Here is a 19,086-nt window from a genome sequence, read left to right as displayed (position 1 = left end):
TGTATGATGTAATATGGATATAACTCATTGAAATCAAGCCTATCTCTTAATTGAAAACCGTAATGATGAAATCATTTAAATGGCTACTAATAATTGCATTCGTGTTCATGAGTTGCAATTCTGCCAAGGAAAAAAACAACATTATATATAATGGTTATGCCACCAAAGTGTACATAACGGACTCCATAGAAATTTCATTATACTCGCCGACCATGTTCCGGTTTCGAACTTCAAAACTTGATACATTGAGGTTTTCTGACACCTTCGAAATTCCTTTTTTGAATGGGCATTTTAATGCTTGGGAAGAGGTTGAATGTTCCTATGAAGAAACTTCTGAATCTTACGAAATTGAAACTTCTCAAATGAAGTTGGTAGTGAACAAGAAAAATTTGGATTGGCAAATCTATGACGAGAAAGCGAACCAGATATATCCTTCGACAGGTCCTGTTTATGGAATGTTCAAAGATGGATATACTCGTTTTGACAACGCCAGCGCTTTTAACGAAATAAACCTAAACAGCAGGTACTCGCATTGGTTCTACAATAAAGAAACCAAAAACTACACAGATAACTATATTGAAAAAGATTTGATCTTTGATGATTATTTTATTTACGGGCCAAATTACCAGAGTCTTTTCAAACAATTTAACCAATTAATAGGGCCAGAACCTTTATTACCCAGAAAAGCCTACGGATTCTTCCAGACCCAACATTTAAGTTGCTCTGGTAACCAAGAAGATTTTATGCAAGTAGCCCAAAAATTCAGGGATAAGGATATTCCTTGTGATAACCTTATTCTCGACTTTGGGTGGGGAGATGGTTGTATTGGCGATAAGGAAATTGTATGGGGGAGCAGTATGGAATGGTCTCAAAACTATACGCATCCACTATCCCCAAAAAAGATGATTGATTCTTTGAAGAACATGAATTATGGAATGATGCTCATTCATCATAATGCACCGAACCATCCGAATAGGGTTAACCATGGATGGACAGAAACTTTATTCGATGAAAAAACTTGGTGGACAAATTATAAACAAGAACTTGATTTAGGTATCGCAGGTACTTGGCAAGATACCCGAAGAAACAATATTACCGATGCTGAGATATGGAATGGAACACAAGATTATATTGGTAATGATAACAGGGTTTTGTTCTTAGGTTGTAGAAGAATGCAAGAAACCAATCCTTGGGGCGGAGAATACACACAACTGCCTGTTAACGCCATGATTGGTCAAAGGCGATACCCTTTTAGATGGGTGGGCGATTCTGATTTCACTTGGTCAGAGATGAAATGGCAGATAAATGCGATTACTAATACATTTGGTGCAATGCGTGGGTTATCATACCTCACATGGGATGTTTATGGTAAAACCCCACTGATTCAGGCCCGTATGAATCAGTTTGTAGATTTTATTGGAGTGTCACGTTCGCATAACTTAAAACCTTGGTCCGTTAGCGCGGATATTGAACAATGGAAAGAACGTATTGTTATCGAACGAAGCTTGGTGAAATCTGAAACGCAAAAAAATGTTGAAAGGACAGCGAAAAAAAATGAATATACGGCAGAAAAAAGTATCCGACGCCATAGAAAACTAAGATATATACTCCTGCCCTACATCTATTCATTAGGTTATGAGAATTATTTGGAGGCTATGCCAATGACAAGACCTATGCTATTGCAATTCCCTGAAGATAAATCTTGCAATAGAAACCAATGGCCATACCAATACATGTTTGGCGAATCGTTTTTAGTAGCTCCTGTTTATCATGATTCTAAAATGCATGAAATCTATTTACCAGAGGGTCAAAAATGGTATGACTTTTGGTCCAAATCTGAATATGATGGTGGGCAAGTATTAGAATATGACACTAGCGATGTAGATAAGCTACCATTATTTGTACCCGAAGGCGCAATTATTTCATATGGTAAAGAACGTAATTGGATTATTCCTGAAGAACAGGAAGAAACAATCTGGCTAGAAGTATTTCCTGGTAAATCTGGTAAAGCCAGTATCTATGAAGACGATGGTCAATCTATAAACTATCAAAAAGGTAAGTACTCTAAAACCCAAATAGAGCAGCATAAAAATAAGAATAACCAATTGGTAATTACCATAGGGGCAGCCATAGGTAATTTTCAAAATAAATTGACAAATAGAACATGGAAAATTAGAGTCTTAGATGTTTCCAACGAGTACGATTCAGTTAATTTTAATGGTCAAATATTAGATTTTGAAAAAGTTTCTCTAATTGATTTCAGTAAACTTGCTGACGAATCTTTGTTCAAAGAAATAACCATAGACTTACCTTTAAACGAAACATCTACCATCATTTTTGACTAAAAAAAGTTTATTATGGCAATGAAGGAAAATAGCCTTTTACAATTGATATTATTCATGGCATTCCTTATCATGGCGTCATGTAAAAACAAAGAGATTGTAAATGAGCAAAGCGATAACTTTAAAACAACTTTGTTCACTGAACTTCCTTCTCCCATGACTGGTATAAAATTCGTTAATGAAATTCCCGAAAATAGCGCCATGAACAGCATGGTCTATGAATATTTCTATAATGGTGGTGGTGTAGCTGTTGGCGATATAGATAATGATGGCTTGCCCGATGTTTATTTTACAGCCAATCTTAAAGACAACAAACTTTATAGAAATAAAGGAAATTTTCAATTTGAAGACATTACTGAAAAAGCAGGAGTTAAAGGTTCGTTCGGTTGGACTACGGGAGTTACCATGGTGGACATAAACGCTGACGGCTGGCTTGATATTTACATTTGTAAATCAGGAAAAGGGAAAGCAGAAAATAGAGAAAACCAATTATTCGTAAACAATAAAAACGGCACTTTCAAGGAATCGGCTGCAGCCTATGGCCTCAATTTTTTGGGCTACAGCACACAAGCTTCATTCTTCGATTATGATAAGGATGGTGATTTAGATATGTTTCTTCTGAATCACAATGTTACCCCTATAAACACCAATAATCCTGAGAATTTCAAAAATGAATTAAATGACTTGACCGGTGATCGATTCTATAGGAACGACAATGGCACATTCATCGATGTTTCTACAGAAGCGGGCATCCTTCAAAACTCCTTAGGATTTGGGCTAGGCATTTCAGTAGGAGATTTAAATCAAGATGGTTGGCCCGATATCTATATTGCTAACGATTATATTGAACAAGATTATCTCTACTATAACAATACGGATGGCACTTTTTCAGAACAATTAAAATCTTCCATGAATCATGTCCCTTATTTTTCAATGGGTACTGATATGGCTGATTTTAATAACGATGGGCTAATCGATTTGATGTCATTGGATATGGTCGCTGAAGACAACTACGGAATAAAAACGAGTATGAGCGGAATGAATCCTGCAATTTTCAATCATGCTGTTGAAAATGGCTTTCATTACCAATATATGTTTAATGCTTTACAATTAAACAATGGGAATAAAAATTTTAGTGATGTAGCTCAAATCTCAGGAGTATCAAATACCGATTGGAGCTGGGCTCCTTTATTTGCAGATTTCGATAACGACGGTTTAAAGGATCTATTCATAACCAATGGCCTTAAAAGGGACTTTAGAAATAATGATTTTAGAAAATATAAAATCTCGCGTTTAGAAGAGGCCCAAAAGAACGGAGAAAATATGTCTGCAGTAATCGAGGAATTGGTCAAAAAAACACCACAGCGAAAAACATTGAACTTCTTTTTTAAAAATAATGGCGATTTAACCTTTGAAAAAGTATCGAAAGATTGGGGGTTAAAAAACCCAACATTTTCCAATGGTGCTGCCTACGCAGATTTAGATAACGATGGTGATTTAGATATTGTTGTCAATAATATTGATGAGAAAGCCACCATTTTAAAAAATAATTCAGACCAAAACTATATTCAATTTACTTTTAATGGAAGCTCCAAAAATCTCTTTGGAATAGGTGCTCGCGTTGAAATACAAACCGAAAAAAGCAATCAAATTATTGAAAATTACCCAACACGGGGCTATCAATCTTCTGTAGCTCCTATGTTACATATAGGCATGTCAGATATTGAAATAATAAATAAGGTAATTGTAATTTGGCCTGATGATAGAACGCAAGTTTTAAATGACATTGCGGTCAATCAAAAAATACTTTTAAAATATAATGATGCTACGATTCAAAACCTTCCTTTCAAAAAGGAAGAAACAAAAATATTCAAAGATGTAACGAATGTTTATGATATTCAACATGAGCATCTTGAAAATAGCTTTAGCGATTTTACTAAAGAAAGTCTTTTGCCACATAAAATGTCTCAGTTTGGCCCTGCTATAGCGGTAGCAGATATAAACAATGATGGTTTAGAAGATTTTTTTGTTGGTGGTGCCAAAGGATATACGGCAGCACTTTATGTACAAAATTCGAACAAAAAATTCACGCTTACAAATAAAGATCCTTGGCAAAAAGATAAAGAATATGAGGATATAGATGCTGTTTTTTTCGATATCGATAACGATAATGATTTAGATTTATACGTAGTAAGTGGTGGCAATGAATGGCCAGAAGGTCACACCAATTACCAGGACAGGCTGTATATAAACACTGATGGTAAGTTTTCGTCGGCAAATCATAAACTACCGAAAAATAATTCAAGTGGAAGCTGCGTGAAACCTTTTGATTTTGATGGGGATGGAGATATTGACCTTTTTGTAGGCAGTAGATTGTATCCACAAAAGTATCCATATTCACAACCAAGTAGATTATTGGAAAATATCGACGGTAAATTCAAGGATATAACCGCAGAAAAAGCTCTAGGGTTAAAGGATGCCGGAATGGTAACAGATGCTCTTTGGACTGATTTTGATAACGACGGGCTTACTGATTTAATCGTGGTCGGAGAATGGTCGGAAATTCAATTTTATAGAAATCTCGATGGTAAATTAATAAGAGAACCCAATATTTTGCCAAACACTAAAGGATGGTGGAATAGTATTGAAGGGGCAGATTTAGATAATGATGGCGACATTGACTATGTGGTAGGAAATTTAGGACTGAACTATAAGTACAAAGCTTCTGAAGAAGAGCCTTTTGAAGTATATTCCACTGATTTTGATGATAATGGAACTAATGATATTGTTTTAGGCTATTATAATCAAGGGAATCTCTTTCCGTTAAGAGGTCGTGAATGCACATCTAATCAAATGCCTTTTATAAAAGAAAAATTTCCGACTTATAATAGTTTTGGTTCGGCCGATCTGACCCAAGTTTATGGTAAAGAAAAGTTAGATCAAGCACTACATTTGAAAGCAAATATGTTCTCCTCGGTATTTTTGGAAAATTTAGGAAAGGGCAGGTTTGAGGTTCATATTTTGCCGAACCAAGCGCAACTCTCCTCCATAAATGATATTCAAATCGATGATTTCGATGGAGATGGACTTAAAGATATTCTTGTGGCAGGGAATTTATACCAATCAGAAGTAGAGACCCCTAGGAACGATGCAAGTATTGGGTTGTTATTAAAAGGAAAAGGTTCTTCACACTTCGTTCCCTTATCTTTTAAAGATAGCGGAGTATTTTTAGAAGGTGATGTAAAGAAGATGAGAACCATCCATTTGGGAACTGACAATACTAAAAAAGCAATTTTGGTAGCGAGGAACAACAATACCATAAAACTAATATCCGCTACCAACTAAATCTTCGAGTAATTTTAAACTATTTCTAGAAATTTGGATAGAGCTGGGTTATCATTCCTCTTTTTCCAAACTGCAAATAGCTCGGTCTTATGAGGAATTTTGTTTAGTTCGATAAAACGGATTTTGTGATTTTTTTCGTCTCGTAATGAATTTGGCACGATAGAAATTCCCATACCGTTTTCTACTAGTTTGAATATTGTCGGGCCATGTATTGATTTATGAGAAATCTTCGGGCTAAACCCATAGGCTGCACAAATATTTAAAATTTGCTGATAGTACATAGGGCTCTTTTCATTGGGAAAAAGGATGAAGGATTCATGAGACAATTGCCCAACATTTTTAAAGGTAGATTCCGTTATCGGATGCTCAATAGGTAACACAATTGAAAAATTCTCTTTAAACACCGATTTCATTCTCATTTCTGATGTAATTTGATTTGACCTCATAAAACCAATATCGATGTGCTCATATTCTAAAGCCATTAGTTGTTCTTCATTGGTCAACTCTTCAAGTTGAAGATTTATTACAGTATATTTTCTACCGAATTCTTTCAATATAGGCGGTAAATACTGCTGCATTGCCGAGCCAACAAAACCAATTCTCACCTCTCCATGATTGCCTTTAAACTCTAATTGCCATCTTTCAAGTGAATTCTTCACTTGCCTAGTAATTAATTCGGCTTCCTTAAAAAAAAGCTGTCCCGCCCTATTAAGTTCAACTTTTCTATTATTTCTGTCGAATAGTTGAGTACCTAATAAAGACTCTAGTTGCATTATTTGCTGACTTAATGCCGATTGTGATATATGCAAAATTTCTGACGCTTTACCATAGTGTAAAGTTTGAGCTAAAACCATAAAATATCTTAACTGACGAAAATCTATTTGATTTGATATACTTATCATTCTATAATTAATAAGAATTGTTTCTAATCAAAAGTACATTTATTTTTACTTTTTTATTTAAAAAACCTATTCATGGAGACATCAATTAATCAAGAGTTCGAAGATATTCTTAATGCGTTATTCGTACCGTATTATGAACGTGTACCTGACGTTCAAAAAATAAGTAAAGCGATGATAAATGAGGGTATGATACAAAGCCAGAACGACATTGTAAATGACCATATTGCTTTTAGAACATTAGGTGTTTCAAACCTTGGTATTAGATCTTTTGAAAAAATCTTTCTCAAGCACGGATATATAAAGAAAGATTATTATCATTTTGAAGCCAAAAAATTAGACGCATTTTGGTATGCACCACCGTCGCCAAAATTTCCACGAATTTTTATGAGTGAGTTAAAGGTGGATCACCTTTCTAACAAAGCACAAAATATTATAGCAAAGTATACAAGAAATATAGACTTGGATCCGGTTGACCTACTCGATTTGGACAACTCAAAAGAAATAGGTGAATTTTTCTATAAACCACTTTGGCAATTACCTACAATACAAGATTATAATTATTTACTAGCCGAGAGCGAATATGCCGCATGGGTAATTTATAATCGTTACTATTTAAATCATTATACAATCAGTGTTCATAATCTTCCTCCAACTTATAATACAATTGAAAGTTTTAATTCATTTCTAGAATCTATAGGTATTGTTCTAAACAACTCAGGAGGAAAAATTAAAACTAGTAAAGATGGACTCTTAAAACAAAGTAGTACAGTTGCAGAAATGATTACTGCAACTTTTGCTGATGGAGAAACTATGAAAATACCAGGAAGCTACGTTGAATTTGCGGAACGTCTACCATTACCAAATGCTAATATAAACTCATCTTACATAAATGATAAGGATAGACGTGATGGTTTTGAATCTGCCAACGCAGACAAAATTTTTGAAAGCACTTATAACGAACAGACTAAAAAAATAATTAGGTGAAAGAAGTATTGAAAAACTTAGGACTTAAAGCTCCGTTTTATAGTGCAAGTACTGGTCTAAAAAATTGGGGAGGTAAAGGAGAAATTTTAAACATTACTTCCCCTGTAGATGGAGAGGTTATTGGAAACATAAACTTGATAGAAAGTTCAGATTACGATATTGTAATTTTAGAGGCTAAAAAGGCATTTACAATATGGAAAGCTATGCCAGCACCTGAACGCGGTGAAATTGTACGTCAATTTGGTGATGCCCTAAGATTGGAGAAAGAGAACCTGGGCAAACTAGTTAGCTATGAAATGGGTAAGAGCGTTCAAGAAGGTTATGGTGAAGTTCAAGAAATGATTGACATATGCGATTTTGCAGTAGGTCTTTCTCGACAATTATATGGTCTGCAAATGCATTCTGAAAGACCTTCGCACAGAATGTTCGAGCAATGGCATCCGTTAGGCATTGTGGGTATCATCTCAGCATTTAATTTTCCTGTTGCAGTTTGGGCTTGGAATGCTGCACTAGCTTGGGTTTGTGGTAATGTTTGTATTTGGAAGCCATCAGAAAAAACGCCATTCTCAGCGCTAGCGTGTCAAGAAATATTTAAGAAGGTATTAAAAAGAAATAATCTTCCAGAAGGTATTTCAAACGTTATTATAGGTGATAGTTCTATTGGCAAAAAAATGTCTTCAGATAAAGACATTGCATTATTATCGGCAACGGGTTCAACCAAGATGGGTAAAAGTGTGGCAGAATTAGTTGGAAAGCGTTTAGGTAAATCAATTTTAGAACTAGGCGGCAACAATGCTATCATAGTAGCTGAAGATGCTGATTTGAATCATGCGGTACCCGCAATTGTATTTGGTGCAGTAGGTACGGCTGGTCAACGCTGCACATCAACAAGACGCCTGATTGTGCATGAGAGCCAATATCAAATGTTATTAGAGAAACTAGTTAAAGCATATAGTCAGTTACGTATTGGAAATCCATTAGATGAAAATAATCACGTAGGTCCGCTTATTGATAAAATGGCGGTAGAGGCCTATTTAGCTACAATAAAAATAGCGCAAGAGCAAGGAGGAAAAATAGCTATAGGCGGGAAAGTGTTAGAGGGTGGGTCTTATGATTCAGGTTGCTATGTTAGTCCAACAATTATTGAGGCTACAGAAGATATGCCCATAGTTAAGCACGAAACTTTTGCCCCGATTCTCTATGTAGTACCCTACGACACTTTAGATAGGGCGATTGCTATTCAAAACAACGTCCCCCAAGGATTGTCTTCCTCAATATTTACACTAAATATGAGAAAAGCAGAAATATTTTTATCTCATCTGGGTTCTGATTGTGGAATAGCTAATGTAAACATCGGTACTTCAGGCGCTGAAATCGGAGGTGCATTCGGTGGAGAAAAGGAAACAGGCGGAGGAAGAGAAAGTGGTTCTGATGCATGGAAGTCTTATATGCGTAGACAAACGTGTACCGTCAATTATAGTACTGATTTGCCTTTGGCTCAAGGAATTAAGTTTGATTTGTAAAGTGATACAATCCTTTGTTTGAGCTTAACCATTTAACTTAATTAGGAGTTAATAAGGCATTCTAATATATCCTTTTTTAATATCAAATTCTTAATAATAATTGTACGTTAATGAAAAGTAAATAGCACGAGATCATATACTGGAGGTGCTAACATGGGGACTGTATATCTGCTGCTCTGAAGAGGATACACGTGGGAACCGAAAAAATGACAAACCGAATATGGGGGTACCTTGAAACCCTGCTAAATTTAGGTGAATATAGATAAGCTAAAAAGATCATTAAACAACATGGCTTTTTAGAAAGTGAAAGTACTGAACTTAAAAACGATGCCTATAGAAGTGAAAGATTCTTTCAATCCAAGCTTTCATCAGTAAAGTAATTTTGTTTTAAGATTATTTCTCTATTCTTTCGAAGACTTCCACTCGTCAAACTCTTTTTTAATTTCAGGGTTTACCATAGGATAAAGTCCAATTATAGTTTTGCCTTTTTGAACTTTCTCCATAACAAACTCTTCATATAAGGTCATCATTAGACACTCATCAGCTACATCATCGGCTATATGAGCAGGAATCACCATTACCCCGTCATCATCTCCAATAATCATATCACCAGGAAAAACAGCAACATCCCCACAACCTATTGGTTCATTTATGGCAATTGCTTGATGCAACGTTAAATTCGTAGGCGCGGAAGGTCTATTGTGATAAGAAGAAAATTGCAAGTCAGCTATTTCTGCAGAATCTCTAAACCCACCATCTGTTACGATACCTGAAGCTCCACGAACCATTAATCGCGTAACCAAAATAGATCCAGCAGAAGCTGCCCTAGCGTTTTGTCTACTATCGATAACCATTACAGCCCCTTCTGGGCATTCTTCTACAGCTACTCTTTGCAAATGCTTCGGATTTCTAAATACTTCAATCGGATTTAAATCTTCCCTGGCCGGAATATAACGTAATGTAAAAGCCTCTCCTACCATCGTGGGTTTACCCAATTGAAGCGGATTTACATGTTGAATAAATTGATTCTTGAGTCCTCGCTTAAACAAGCAAGTAGCAACCGTAGCTGTACTCACTTTTCTTAATTTTTCTTTCGTAGAATTCGATGCTTTACACATATTACTTTTACCCAAATTTTTAAATTATTCTGCACGTTGCCAAGTTTCTCTTACAAAGGATAAATCCTTTTTCATTTTAGCAAAAACTTCCTTTTTGTCCCAAGTTATTTCTGTAGAGCCATGTTCGGCACCTCCCAGTGCATACTCTAAATGCAGTGATATTGGTACATTAATTTTATATTTTTTAAGTAAAGAAAAATAGCGATTAAAGTCTACCATTCCTTCTCCTAGCGGAGTATTAATCGGTTGCCATTTACCTTCTTTATACCCCCATTTAAAATCTTTTATAACAATCGATTTTATAAATGGCTCAATACGACGTAAATCTAATTCCCAGCTATAGCCTCCTTCTACAACGGCATGTCTAATATCATATTGACAACCCAGATAGTTGTTATCTGCTTTTGATAAAATTGCAGGCAAATCCCAAATAGGTGCGCCAACATGATTACCAGCATGGTTTTGATAACAACCAATTAATCCTAAGTTTTTATTCACCTCGCCAAGTTTTACCGCTTGCTCTGCAAATATAGACTGACTCCCTTCTATAGATATATCATCTGGGTATGTTAGCCAACCCGTACGGTAATGACTAAAACCTTCTATACTTGCCGCTTCTAACACTTTTCTTTGGGTAGCTTCATTGATGTCCCAGATATTGGTTGTTATCATTTTAGCCTTTAGACCATACTTCTTCATTGCAACAACAGCATCTGGCAAATCATGACTTACTCTCTCAGGTAGAACATGCCCTTTAGGCCGAACGGTCAAGTCTAATCCGTCGAACCCTATTTCAGCTGCTGCAGCTGCCATTTCATTATAATCTAAAAATTGTAAATGTTTAGAGAATATGTTTACTTCAATATTACTGTCCAATTTACCTGTTGGCTCAAAAAAATTATGATCAAGCCTTACTAAAGGTAATCCTGCCATTGCAATAGCCGACCTTTTTGTAAAATTTCTTCTTGATATCGATTTATTGTCATTTCTCATTTTCAAGAACTTAAAATTGTTTTATAACTAGAATATATGTTAAAAATTTGTAAGTCTTACAAATATATGTATTTTTGGTAAACCAAACTGGTTAACCAATTTAATTTCTTTTAATGAACTTCAAACTCTTCAAACACGTTTTTCTATTTCTTATTCTCGTCTCGACAATATCATGTTCAGAAAGCGCATCGACCCGTATTTTAGTTCATGACCTTGCTGAATTTGATAAAGCCGTTTCAAAAGCTAAACCTGGCACTGAAATAGCGTTAGCTAACGGGGTATGGAAAAATGTTGAAATTAAATTTATAGGAGAAGGTACTGAGGATGCTCCTATTATTTTAAAAGCAGAAACGCCGGGCAAAGTATTTATTGAAGGTGTTTCAAATTTAAAAATTGCTGGGAATTATTTAATCGTAAATGGATTGTATTTTAGGAATGGTTATACACCAAATGAAAATGTAATTGCTTTTAGAACAAGCGAAGAAAAAGTAGCCAATCATTCTAGAGTTACTAATTGTGTAATTCTAGATTACAATCAGCAACAACGTGATACAGATGATCTCTGGGTTCAGTTTTATGGTACTCACAATAAATTAGACCACTGTTATATTGCAGGCAAAACTAATGGAGGCCCAACAGTTAGAGTAGATTTAAAAGGAAACCAAAGTATTAGAAATTATCATCAAATTATAAATAATCATTTTGGTCCAAGACCTAGAAAAGGAGGCGCTAGAGGAGAAACTATTCAATTAGGTAGCAGCTTTACATCTATGTCGCCAAGTAATACAACTATAGCTAATAATTTATTTGAAGAATGTAATGGAGAAGTCGAGATTATTTCTAGCAAAACAAACTTTAATGAGATTAGAAATAATGTATTCTATAAAAGTGAAGGTTCGGTTGTAACACGTCATGGTAATTACGCAATTATAGATGGTAATTATTTTATCGGTGATGGTGTGAATAAAAACTATGGTGGAATAAGACTAGTAAATACAGGGCATTGGGTTATTAATAATTATTTCTATAATATGATTGGTGAAAACTTTAGAAGTCCATTAGCTGTTATGAATGGAATTCCAAAATCACCATTAAATAGATACAACCAAGTTACAGATGTGGTGGTTGCATTTAATACGTATGTTAATTGTAAATCGCCATGGCAATTTGGAGTGGGAACAAATATTGAACAAAAAGATGTGCTTCCCGTATCAGAAATACGTTCTGCTAGAGCACTAAGAACTGAAATTGCTAATAATATTATTTACAATAAGACAGGTGATAAAAGTGTAATTATTGAACATGACAAGGCCGATGGAGTTAAATTTAAAAATAACATTATTAATAACCAAGGTGAAGATTTTATTGATCCAAAAAGAATTGAGGCAACTGAATTTGAATTGACAAAAGTTAGTGAGTATATTTATTTACCTAAATTAACGAGTGAATTTGATATATACCAAGGTTTTGGATTTGAAACAATTACAAAAGATCTTTTTGGAAATTCTAGAGAAAATAAAAACTCAATTGGAGCTACGGTTCAAGGTGAATTCAATAATCCGAATATTTTAGATAAATCAAAATATGGAGCTGACTGGTATTCTAATGTTGTAGAAGCAAAGGAGCCTAATATTATAGAAGTTACTGCAACTAATGGAGAATTAGAAACTAAAATAGCTGCTGCAAATGCAGGAGATATTATTTCTTTAAGCCCTGGAAAACACAAGGTGTCAAAATCGATACTAATTAATAAAACAATTACAATTCAATCAAAAGAAAGCAAAAAAGCTGAAATCATTTTTACAGGAGCTGACAATACGCCACTATTTGAATTAAACCCTTATGGAATTTTAAATATTAAGAATGTATCACTTACGGGGAACGGTAAACAGAAAGCGTTTTCAAACCTTAAAGAAAAGATGTCAAATCACTTTGGATTAACTGTTACAGATTGTGATATCGACAATTTCAATTATGTATTAAAGGCATATAAACAAACATTTGCCCAAGAAATCACTTTTAAAGACACTGCTATTATTAATTGTGAAAATGGGATAGAATTATCTGAAGAAACAAACGATAAAGGAGATTACAATGTTGAGTTCTTAACGGTTGAAAACTGTACGTTCACAAACGTTAACCAAAATGTGATTGATTATTACAGAGGCGGATATGATGAATCAACAATTGGAGGAAATTTATTAGTAACAAACTCCAGCTTTTTAAATTGTGGATCAAAGGAGGAAAACGGAATTTTATTAAATACCAGAGGTATTGTAAACGTTGATATCTCCAATAACACTTTTAAAAATAATGATGTAAAATTAGTGGTATTACTTTGGGGTGCAAAGAACAATTCACATTCCGATAATGAAATTACAAACTCAGGTCAGATTAAGGTTGAAGAAAATCTTAAGATGAAATTAATGTACTAATCCAAAGATAAAACTACTACCCTAAAACTCATTTGTTTCCACCTTCTGAAGTAAAATAGTTTTCAGAAAAGAGATATAGTTTTCAAATGATTTTTGAATAGCAAATTAAAAGAATGAATATAAAAAGAATCAACTGGGCAATAATAACTATCACATGTTTATTTATAAGCATTTGCCCTCTAATCATTCAAGCTCAAGAACATCCTAACCTTATTTTAACCAAGGCTGGGGTAGAAAAAATCAGAGCGCAATTAGGTAATGTTCCTCTATTTGATGCTTCACTTCAAAAATTAAAAGAAGAAGTAGACGCAGAAATGGCTTTAGGTATAGATACACCTATTCCAAAAGATTATTCTGGTGGCTACACACATGCACGTCATAAGCGTAACATGGTAGTAATGCAACAAGCTGGTGTTCTATATCAAATATTGGATGATGAAAAGTATGCGAAGTATGTAAAAGACATGCTAATGCAATATGAGGGTATGTACAAAACATTACCGCTGCATCCAAAAACTAGATCTTATGCCAGAGGTAAATTATTTTGGCAATGTTTAAATGATTCTAACTGGTTGGTTTACGTTAGCCAAGCTTACGATTGCATCTTTAATTACTTAAGTAAGGTCGAAAGAAAAAAGTTAGAAAAAAATCTTTTTAGACCATTTGCCGATCATATTTCAGTTGACAGTCCGCAATTTTACCAAAGAGTTCACAATCACAGTACATGGGGCAATGCCGCTGTTGGTATGATTGGTTTAGTGATGAACGACAAAGAATTAATTGATCGTGCGCTATACGGCATAAAAGGGGTGAATTTAGATAAAACCGCTAAAGATGATGATGGTGGTTTTTTGAATAAAGATGGGAAAGCAGGGTTTTTAGCTAATATAGAAGAACCTTTTTCACCAGATGGGTATTATAATGAAGGTCCTTATTACCAACGTTATGCTATGTATCCTTTTTTGATTTTTGCTGAAGGGCTACACAACGTAAAACCTGAACTGAAAATTTTTGAATACAAAGATGGCGTCCTTTTAAAATCGATCAATGCACTTTTAAATTTATCTGATGCAGATGGCGATTTCTTTCCACTTAATGACGGTCAAAAAGGAATGTCCTATTATAATGATGCTTTAGTTACAGCTGTAGATATTTCTTATTATTTTGGAAACCAAGATCCAGGGTTATTAAGTATTGCAGCAAAACAAAACAAAGTCTTATTAGACGATTCTGGTTTGGCAGTTGCTCTTGGTATACAAAATGGAGAAGCAAAACCATTCGACAAAAAATCAATCAACTTATCCGACGGACCAGATGGTACCCAAGGTGGTGTTGGTATATTACGTAGCCATGATTTAGAGCTTGTTTTTAAATATGCTTCTCAAGGATCAAGTCACGGTCATTATGATAAGTTATCCTATTCATTCTACGATAATGGAGATGAAGTACTACAAGATTACGGTTTAGCCCGTTTTGTAAATATTGAGCAAAAAGGTGGCGGTAACTATTTAAAGGAAAATAAAACTTGGGCAAAACAAACCATTGCCCATAACACACTAGTGCAGAATGAGAAGTCTCATTACCAAGGTAAATACGATATTGGAAGTAAGTATCATCCAGATTTATATCTTTTTGAGGTTTCTAATGCCGACGTACAATTAGTAAGTGCAAAGGAAACGAATGCGTATCCGGGAACGGAAATGCATAGAACTATGGCAATTATCAAAGACGAAGATTTTGAAAAACCATTCATGCTTGACATTCTTAAAGTCAAATCTGACAGTGCAAATCAATACGATTTACCCTTTTATTTCATGGGACAAGTATTGAACACTAATTTTGAATATGAAGTTCCTAAAACGCTAGAACCTTTAGGAAAAGATAATGGATATCAACATTTATGGTCAGAAGGTTGTGGAAATACAACAAGTGAAAACACCAAATTAAGTTGGCTAGAAAAAGGGAGGTTCTACACCCTAACATCTGCAACTTTAAAAGATGATGAACTACGATTTGTAAGAATAGGAGCCAACGACCCAGAATTTAATTTAAGAAGAGAGGCAGGCTTTATTATTCGCAGAAAGGATTCTAAAAACACGCTGTTTGTTTCGGCGATAGAAGCACATGGGAGCTATAGTCCAGTCTCAGAATCTGCGGTGAACTCTAAAAGCAACATTACAGATTTAAAAGTGATTTTAGATACAGTGGATTATACAGCTATTTCAATTACTACAATAAATGGTAATAATAAATTGCTTATTCTAGCAAATAATAATGCTTCTAAAGAAGCGAAGCATACTTTGAAAACAAACGATAAGGACTACACTTGGACGGGTTCTTATTATTACAATTAAACTAATATTAAAACAATAAAAAAATGAAGCGATTTAGTGAAAAGTACGTCATTTCAAAAGATATGGAATGGGAAAAACTTGGAGGAGGAGTATCACGAAAGTTTTTAGGTTACGATAATCAAATCATGATGGTGAAAGTAAAATTTGACAAAGGAGCATTAGGTGCCCCACATCAACATTTTCATACTCAGGCTACTTATTGTGTTTCAGGTAAATTTGAATTTGAAATTGATGGGGTAAAGCAAATTGTAGAAGCAGGTGACGGAGTTTATATAGAACCTAATTTACTACATAGTGCCGTTTGCTTAGAAGAAGGTATGCTAATTGACACTTTTAGCCCTGTAAGAGAAGATTTCTTAAGCGGAGGTGCGGTATCTTATTTCGGAGATAAAGAATAGATAACTATCAACCATTACTATAATTTTAATGGTTGTATTTCAATTCGAAAATATTTCATGAAGTAAATATTATTTTAATAACATTTTTAATGCTGGACCAACAATTATGACAACGGAAAATATATCCATTACAGGAAAATTTAAAAGGAGTCTTAAGAATTTTGGTCCAGCATTTTTTATTATCGGCTACGTTGTAGGCACAGGTAGTGTAACCTCTATGGTAGTTTCTGGTGCTAAGTACGGCCTTAGCCTTTCATGGGCACTTCTACTCTCTTGCTTTTTTACATACTTCTTACTAGTGTCAATTAGTAAATTGACCATAGTTTCCGGAGACACCTTAATGTTCAATTTTAAAAAAACATTTGGGAAACCGCTCACCATTTTTATTATCACCGCATTACTCGTATCAATAGTTTCTTCATGCATAGGTGTTATGGGGGTTGTTGCCGAAGTAACTATGGAATGGATTTCAGTAAAAACTTCCATTTCATTTCTTAACGGACCTATTGTTTCTATCTTTTTTATCGCATTACTTATCGGTTTATTTTGGACCGGTAAACACGAAAATTTTATAAAGGCCATGAGTATTATGGTAGGCTTTATGGCCCTAGCTTTTATCATTACCAGCTTTATGGTCGTAAAAGAAGCAGGCACCTCAATTGCCGAATTTTTCCCAGAGTTACCTAAAGGTGATAATAACGGATTGGTAATTGCCGGTATCGTTGGTACTACTATGGCTGGTGTTTGTTTAGCCTCTAGAAGTATTTTGGTACAAGAACAAAACTGGGGATTAAAAGATTTAAAGACCGAAAACAAAGATGCTATGTCATCAATGGTCATGACCTTTTTAATTAGTCTTGCCATAATGATCAGTGCAACAGGCACTCTTTATTTTAAAGGTGCTCCTGTAGATGATGCTACAGATATGATGCACGCTTTAGGACCGTGGGCAGGGGATTTTGCACTTACTCTTTTTACCTTGGGAATTATTGGTGCAGGATTATCATCAATTTTCCCTAACCTACTCCTCTTTCCTTGGTTAGTTGCAGATTATACAGGTACAGAACGTGACATGAAAAAACCGTTATACAAACTTATTGTTGTTTTAGTAGCGCTATCTGGTTTAATTGTTCCTATTTTAGGAGGAAAACCAGTTTGGATCCTAATTGCTTCTCAAGCATTGAGTCCGTTCGTAATGCCGTTAATTACACTCTTTCTACTTATCCTTTTAAACAAAGAAAGTGTTATGAAAGAACACAAAATAGGTCTTGGAATGAACCTTGCATTAGGCGCCACTTTTATATTTAACTGCTATATGCTGTATGTTGCCTTAAACGGATTTATTGATTTTATCTAATATTATTTTGGAGGATAACATAATAATATTTTCGATTCAATTTTGGTTTTAAAAACAACCTCATCAATTGCAGCAGAAAAGAATATTTCATCACCTTGAGAAAAACTATATTCTTTTCCTCCACATTTAATGCTTCCCTCTCCAAAATAAATTACGGCAACAAAGAAGCTGCCATTGGCTTTGATAGAATATTCACCATCTAAATCTAGCTCACTTAAACCAAAACAATCTGTATGAGCCTCGTTAAAAATTGAATTTAAGGTATGGGTGTCCGAAGAATCTATTGTTTTAGGAGAAACCTTCCATCTTCTTATGGCCTCATCATAAGAGCAGCCATCATAATGAAAACATTTTAGCATATTTTGTTCCCCCACCCCTTGATGTATCAATTCATCAGAAATTTTTAATCCCGCAGGTGTAATCTTTTCTACACGCATTGTATAATCTGTAGGCTCTTGAACTTCCATTAAAAAGCAACCACTACCAATAGCATGGGGCACACCGCCATAAATCATATAAGCATCTCCCGGATTCACCTCTATTTTATGCAGACAGTTTAACATGCCCTCAATATCCTGATCAACAAAGAGTGTTTCCCATTGTTCTCGCGTAACACCCTCCTTAAAGCCCATGTAAATAACGCTCTTTTCGCCATTTACCTCACGCTTATTCAATACATACCAAGATTCTGTTTTTCCAAAGGCTGAATTCAACATAGTACGTGCATATTCTTTATCTGGGTGTACTTGAATAGTTAGACGTTCTTTAGAATCAAGCATCTTTATTAGTACACCTGTTGTTCCAAACTTATCCGCAAGTTTCTTACCTAAATACAGTTCCTTATTGGAAGCAACAAGTTCTTTGAGCGAATGTGTTCCTGAAGGGGTTTCAACTAAAGATAACCCTTCATTCTCTGGTCTTCCATTTCCTCGCGCAGTTACGGTAGACATAATCCATTCTTCAGGCATACTACCGTCAACTTCTGGCGAATCCTTTTTCCATCTATCTATTAATGCCCCGCCTTCATATGTACGCCAAACACGATTTGAAAATTGTTTTAACGGCACATATGCATATTTTTCTAAATCAATTTTCATTCTTTTTTTTATTTAAATAGTTCGATAAATTAATTTGTAAACAAACAGATATAAGCTGTTTTATATCAACCTGTTACTAATCCAAATTAGAAGATTATTGAAAATATAGTGAGGAAAACCATTCAAATTTAAGTATTAATATATGATTTGAAAGGAAAAATAGGTCCGTATAGCGTGCTATTTTTTATATCATCGCAAATTGTCAAATTGTTAATTATATATCATATTCTTAATATTC

Annotated in this window: 12 protein-coding genes; 8 read left to right on the top strand and 4 right to left on the bottom strand. The window is 34.6% G+C overall.

The window, feature by feature from the left end; genetic code table 11:
- Positions 1-62: 62 nt before the first annotated feature.
- Positions 63-2,345: a TIM-barrel domain-containing protein gene (locus tag AAC084_RS11115; protein WP_339840254.1), complete on the top strand. Its 2,283-nt coding sequence runs from the start codon at positions 63-65 to the stop codon at positions 2,343-2,345.
- A gap of 12 nt (positions 2,346-2,357) precedes the next feature.
- Positions 2,358-5,687: an FG-GAP-like repeat-containing protein gene (locus AAC084_RS11110; protein ID WP_339840253.1), complete on the top strand. Its 3,330-nt coding sequence runs from the start codon at positions 2,358-2,360 to the stop codon at positions 5,685-5,687.
- 14 nt (positions 5,688-5,701) lie between these two features.
- On the opposite strand, the gene AAC084_RS11105 is transcribed toward AAC084_RS11110, so the two are convergent.
- Entirely contained in the window at positions 5,702-6,589 is an 888-nt protein-coding gene (locus AAC084_RS11105) for a LysR family transcriptional regulator (protein ID WP_339840252.1), read from the bottom strand.
- A gap of 72 nt (positions 6,590-6,661) precedes the next feature.
- Here AAC084_RS11105 and AAC084_RS11100 point away from each other — a divergent pair, with 72 nt between their 5' ends.
- Both AAC084_RS11100 and AAC084_RS11095 read left to right on the top strand, forming a co-directional pair.
- A complete protein-coding gene (locus AAC084_RS11100) occupies positions 6,662-7,573 on the top strand; it encodes a DUF1338 domain-containing protein (RefSeq protein ID WP_339840251.1) in 912 nt (303 codons plus the stop codon).
- On the top strand, positions 7,570-9,096 hold the full coding sequence (locus AAC084_RS11095; RefSeq protein WP_339840250.1) for an aldehyde dehydrogenase family protein: 1,527 nt from the start codon (positions 7,570-7,572) through the stop codon (positions 9,094-9,096). Before AAC084_RS11100 ends, AAC084_RS11095 begins: the two co-directional genes overlap by 4 nt.
- Positions 9,097-9,497: 401 nt before the next feature.
- Here AAC084_RS11095 and AAC084_RS11090 read toward each other — a convergent pair whose 3' ends face one another.
- Complete coding sequence (locus AAC084_RS11090; RefSeq protein ID WP_339840249.1) at positions 9,498-10,214, bottom strand: ribonuclease activity regulator RraA; 717 nt, start codon at positions 10,212-10,214, stop codon at positions 9,498-9,500.
- Between the two features lie 24 nt (positions 10,215-10,238).
- A complete protein-coding gene (locus AAC084_RS11085) occupies positions 10,239-11,207 on the bottom strand; it encodes a TIM barrel protein (protein ID WP_339840248.1) in 969 nt (322 codons plus the stop codon).
- 113 nt (positions 11,208-11,320) lie between these two features.
- Here AAC084_RS11085 and AAC084_RS11080 point away from each other — a divergent pair, with 113 nt between their 5' ends.
- From AAC084_RS11080 to AAC084_RS11065, 4 genes are all read left to right on the top strand, one after another.
- A complete protein-coding gene (locus AAC084_RS11080) occupies positions 11,321-13,642 on the top strand; it encodes a chondroitinase-B domain-containing protein (protein WP_339840247.1) in 2,322 nt (773 codons plus the stop codon).
- Between the two features lie 113 nt (positions 13,643-13,755).
- A complete protein-coding gene (locus AAC084_RS11075) occupies positions 13,756-15,996 on the top strand; it encodes an alginate lyase family protein (RefSeq protein ID WP_339840246.1) in 2,241 nt (746 codons plus the stop codon).
- 23 nt (positions 15,997-16,019) lie between these two features.
- Positions 16,020-16,394, top strand: a complete 375-nt coding sequence (locus AAC084_RS11070; protein WP_091900582.1) for a cupin domain-containing protein — start codon at positions 16,020-16,022, stop codon at positions 16,392-16,394.
- Positions 16,395-16,500: 106 nt separating this feature from the next.
- A complete protein-coding gene (locus AAC084_RS11065; RefSeq protein WP_339840245.1) occupies positions 16,501-17,751 on the top strand; it encodes an Nramp family divalent metal transporter in 1,251 nt (416 codons plus the stop codon).
- Positions 17,752-17,753: 2 nt separating this feature from the next.
- Here the strand turns inward: AAC084_RS11065 and AAC084_RS11060 are convergent, their stop codons facing one another.
- Positions 17,754-18,848, bottom strand: coding sequence for a type I phosphomannose isomerase catalytic subunit (locus AAC084_RS11060; protein ID WP_339840244.1), 1,095 nt, complete (start codon positions 18,846-18,848; stop codon positions 17,754-17,756).
- Positions 18,849-19,086 lie beyond the last annotated feature (238 nt).

Source organism: uncultured Maribacter sp. (genome assembly GCF_963977385.1).
Lineage (GTDB): Bacteria > Bacteroidota > Bacteroidia > Flavobacteriales > Flavobacteriaceae > Maribacter.
Note: the sequence above shows the minus strand (reverse complement) of the source record. Positions and strands in the feature narration are given on the sequence as shown.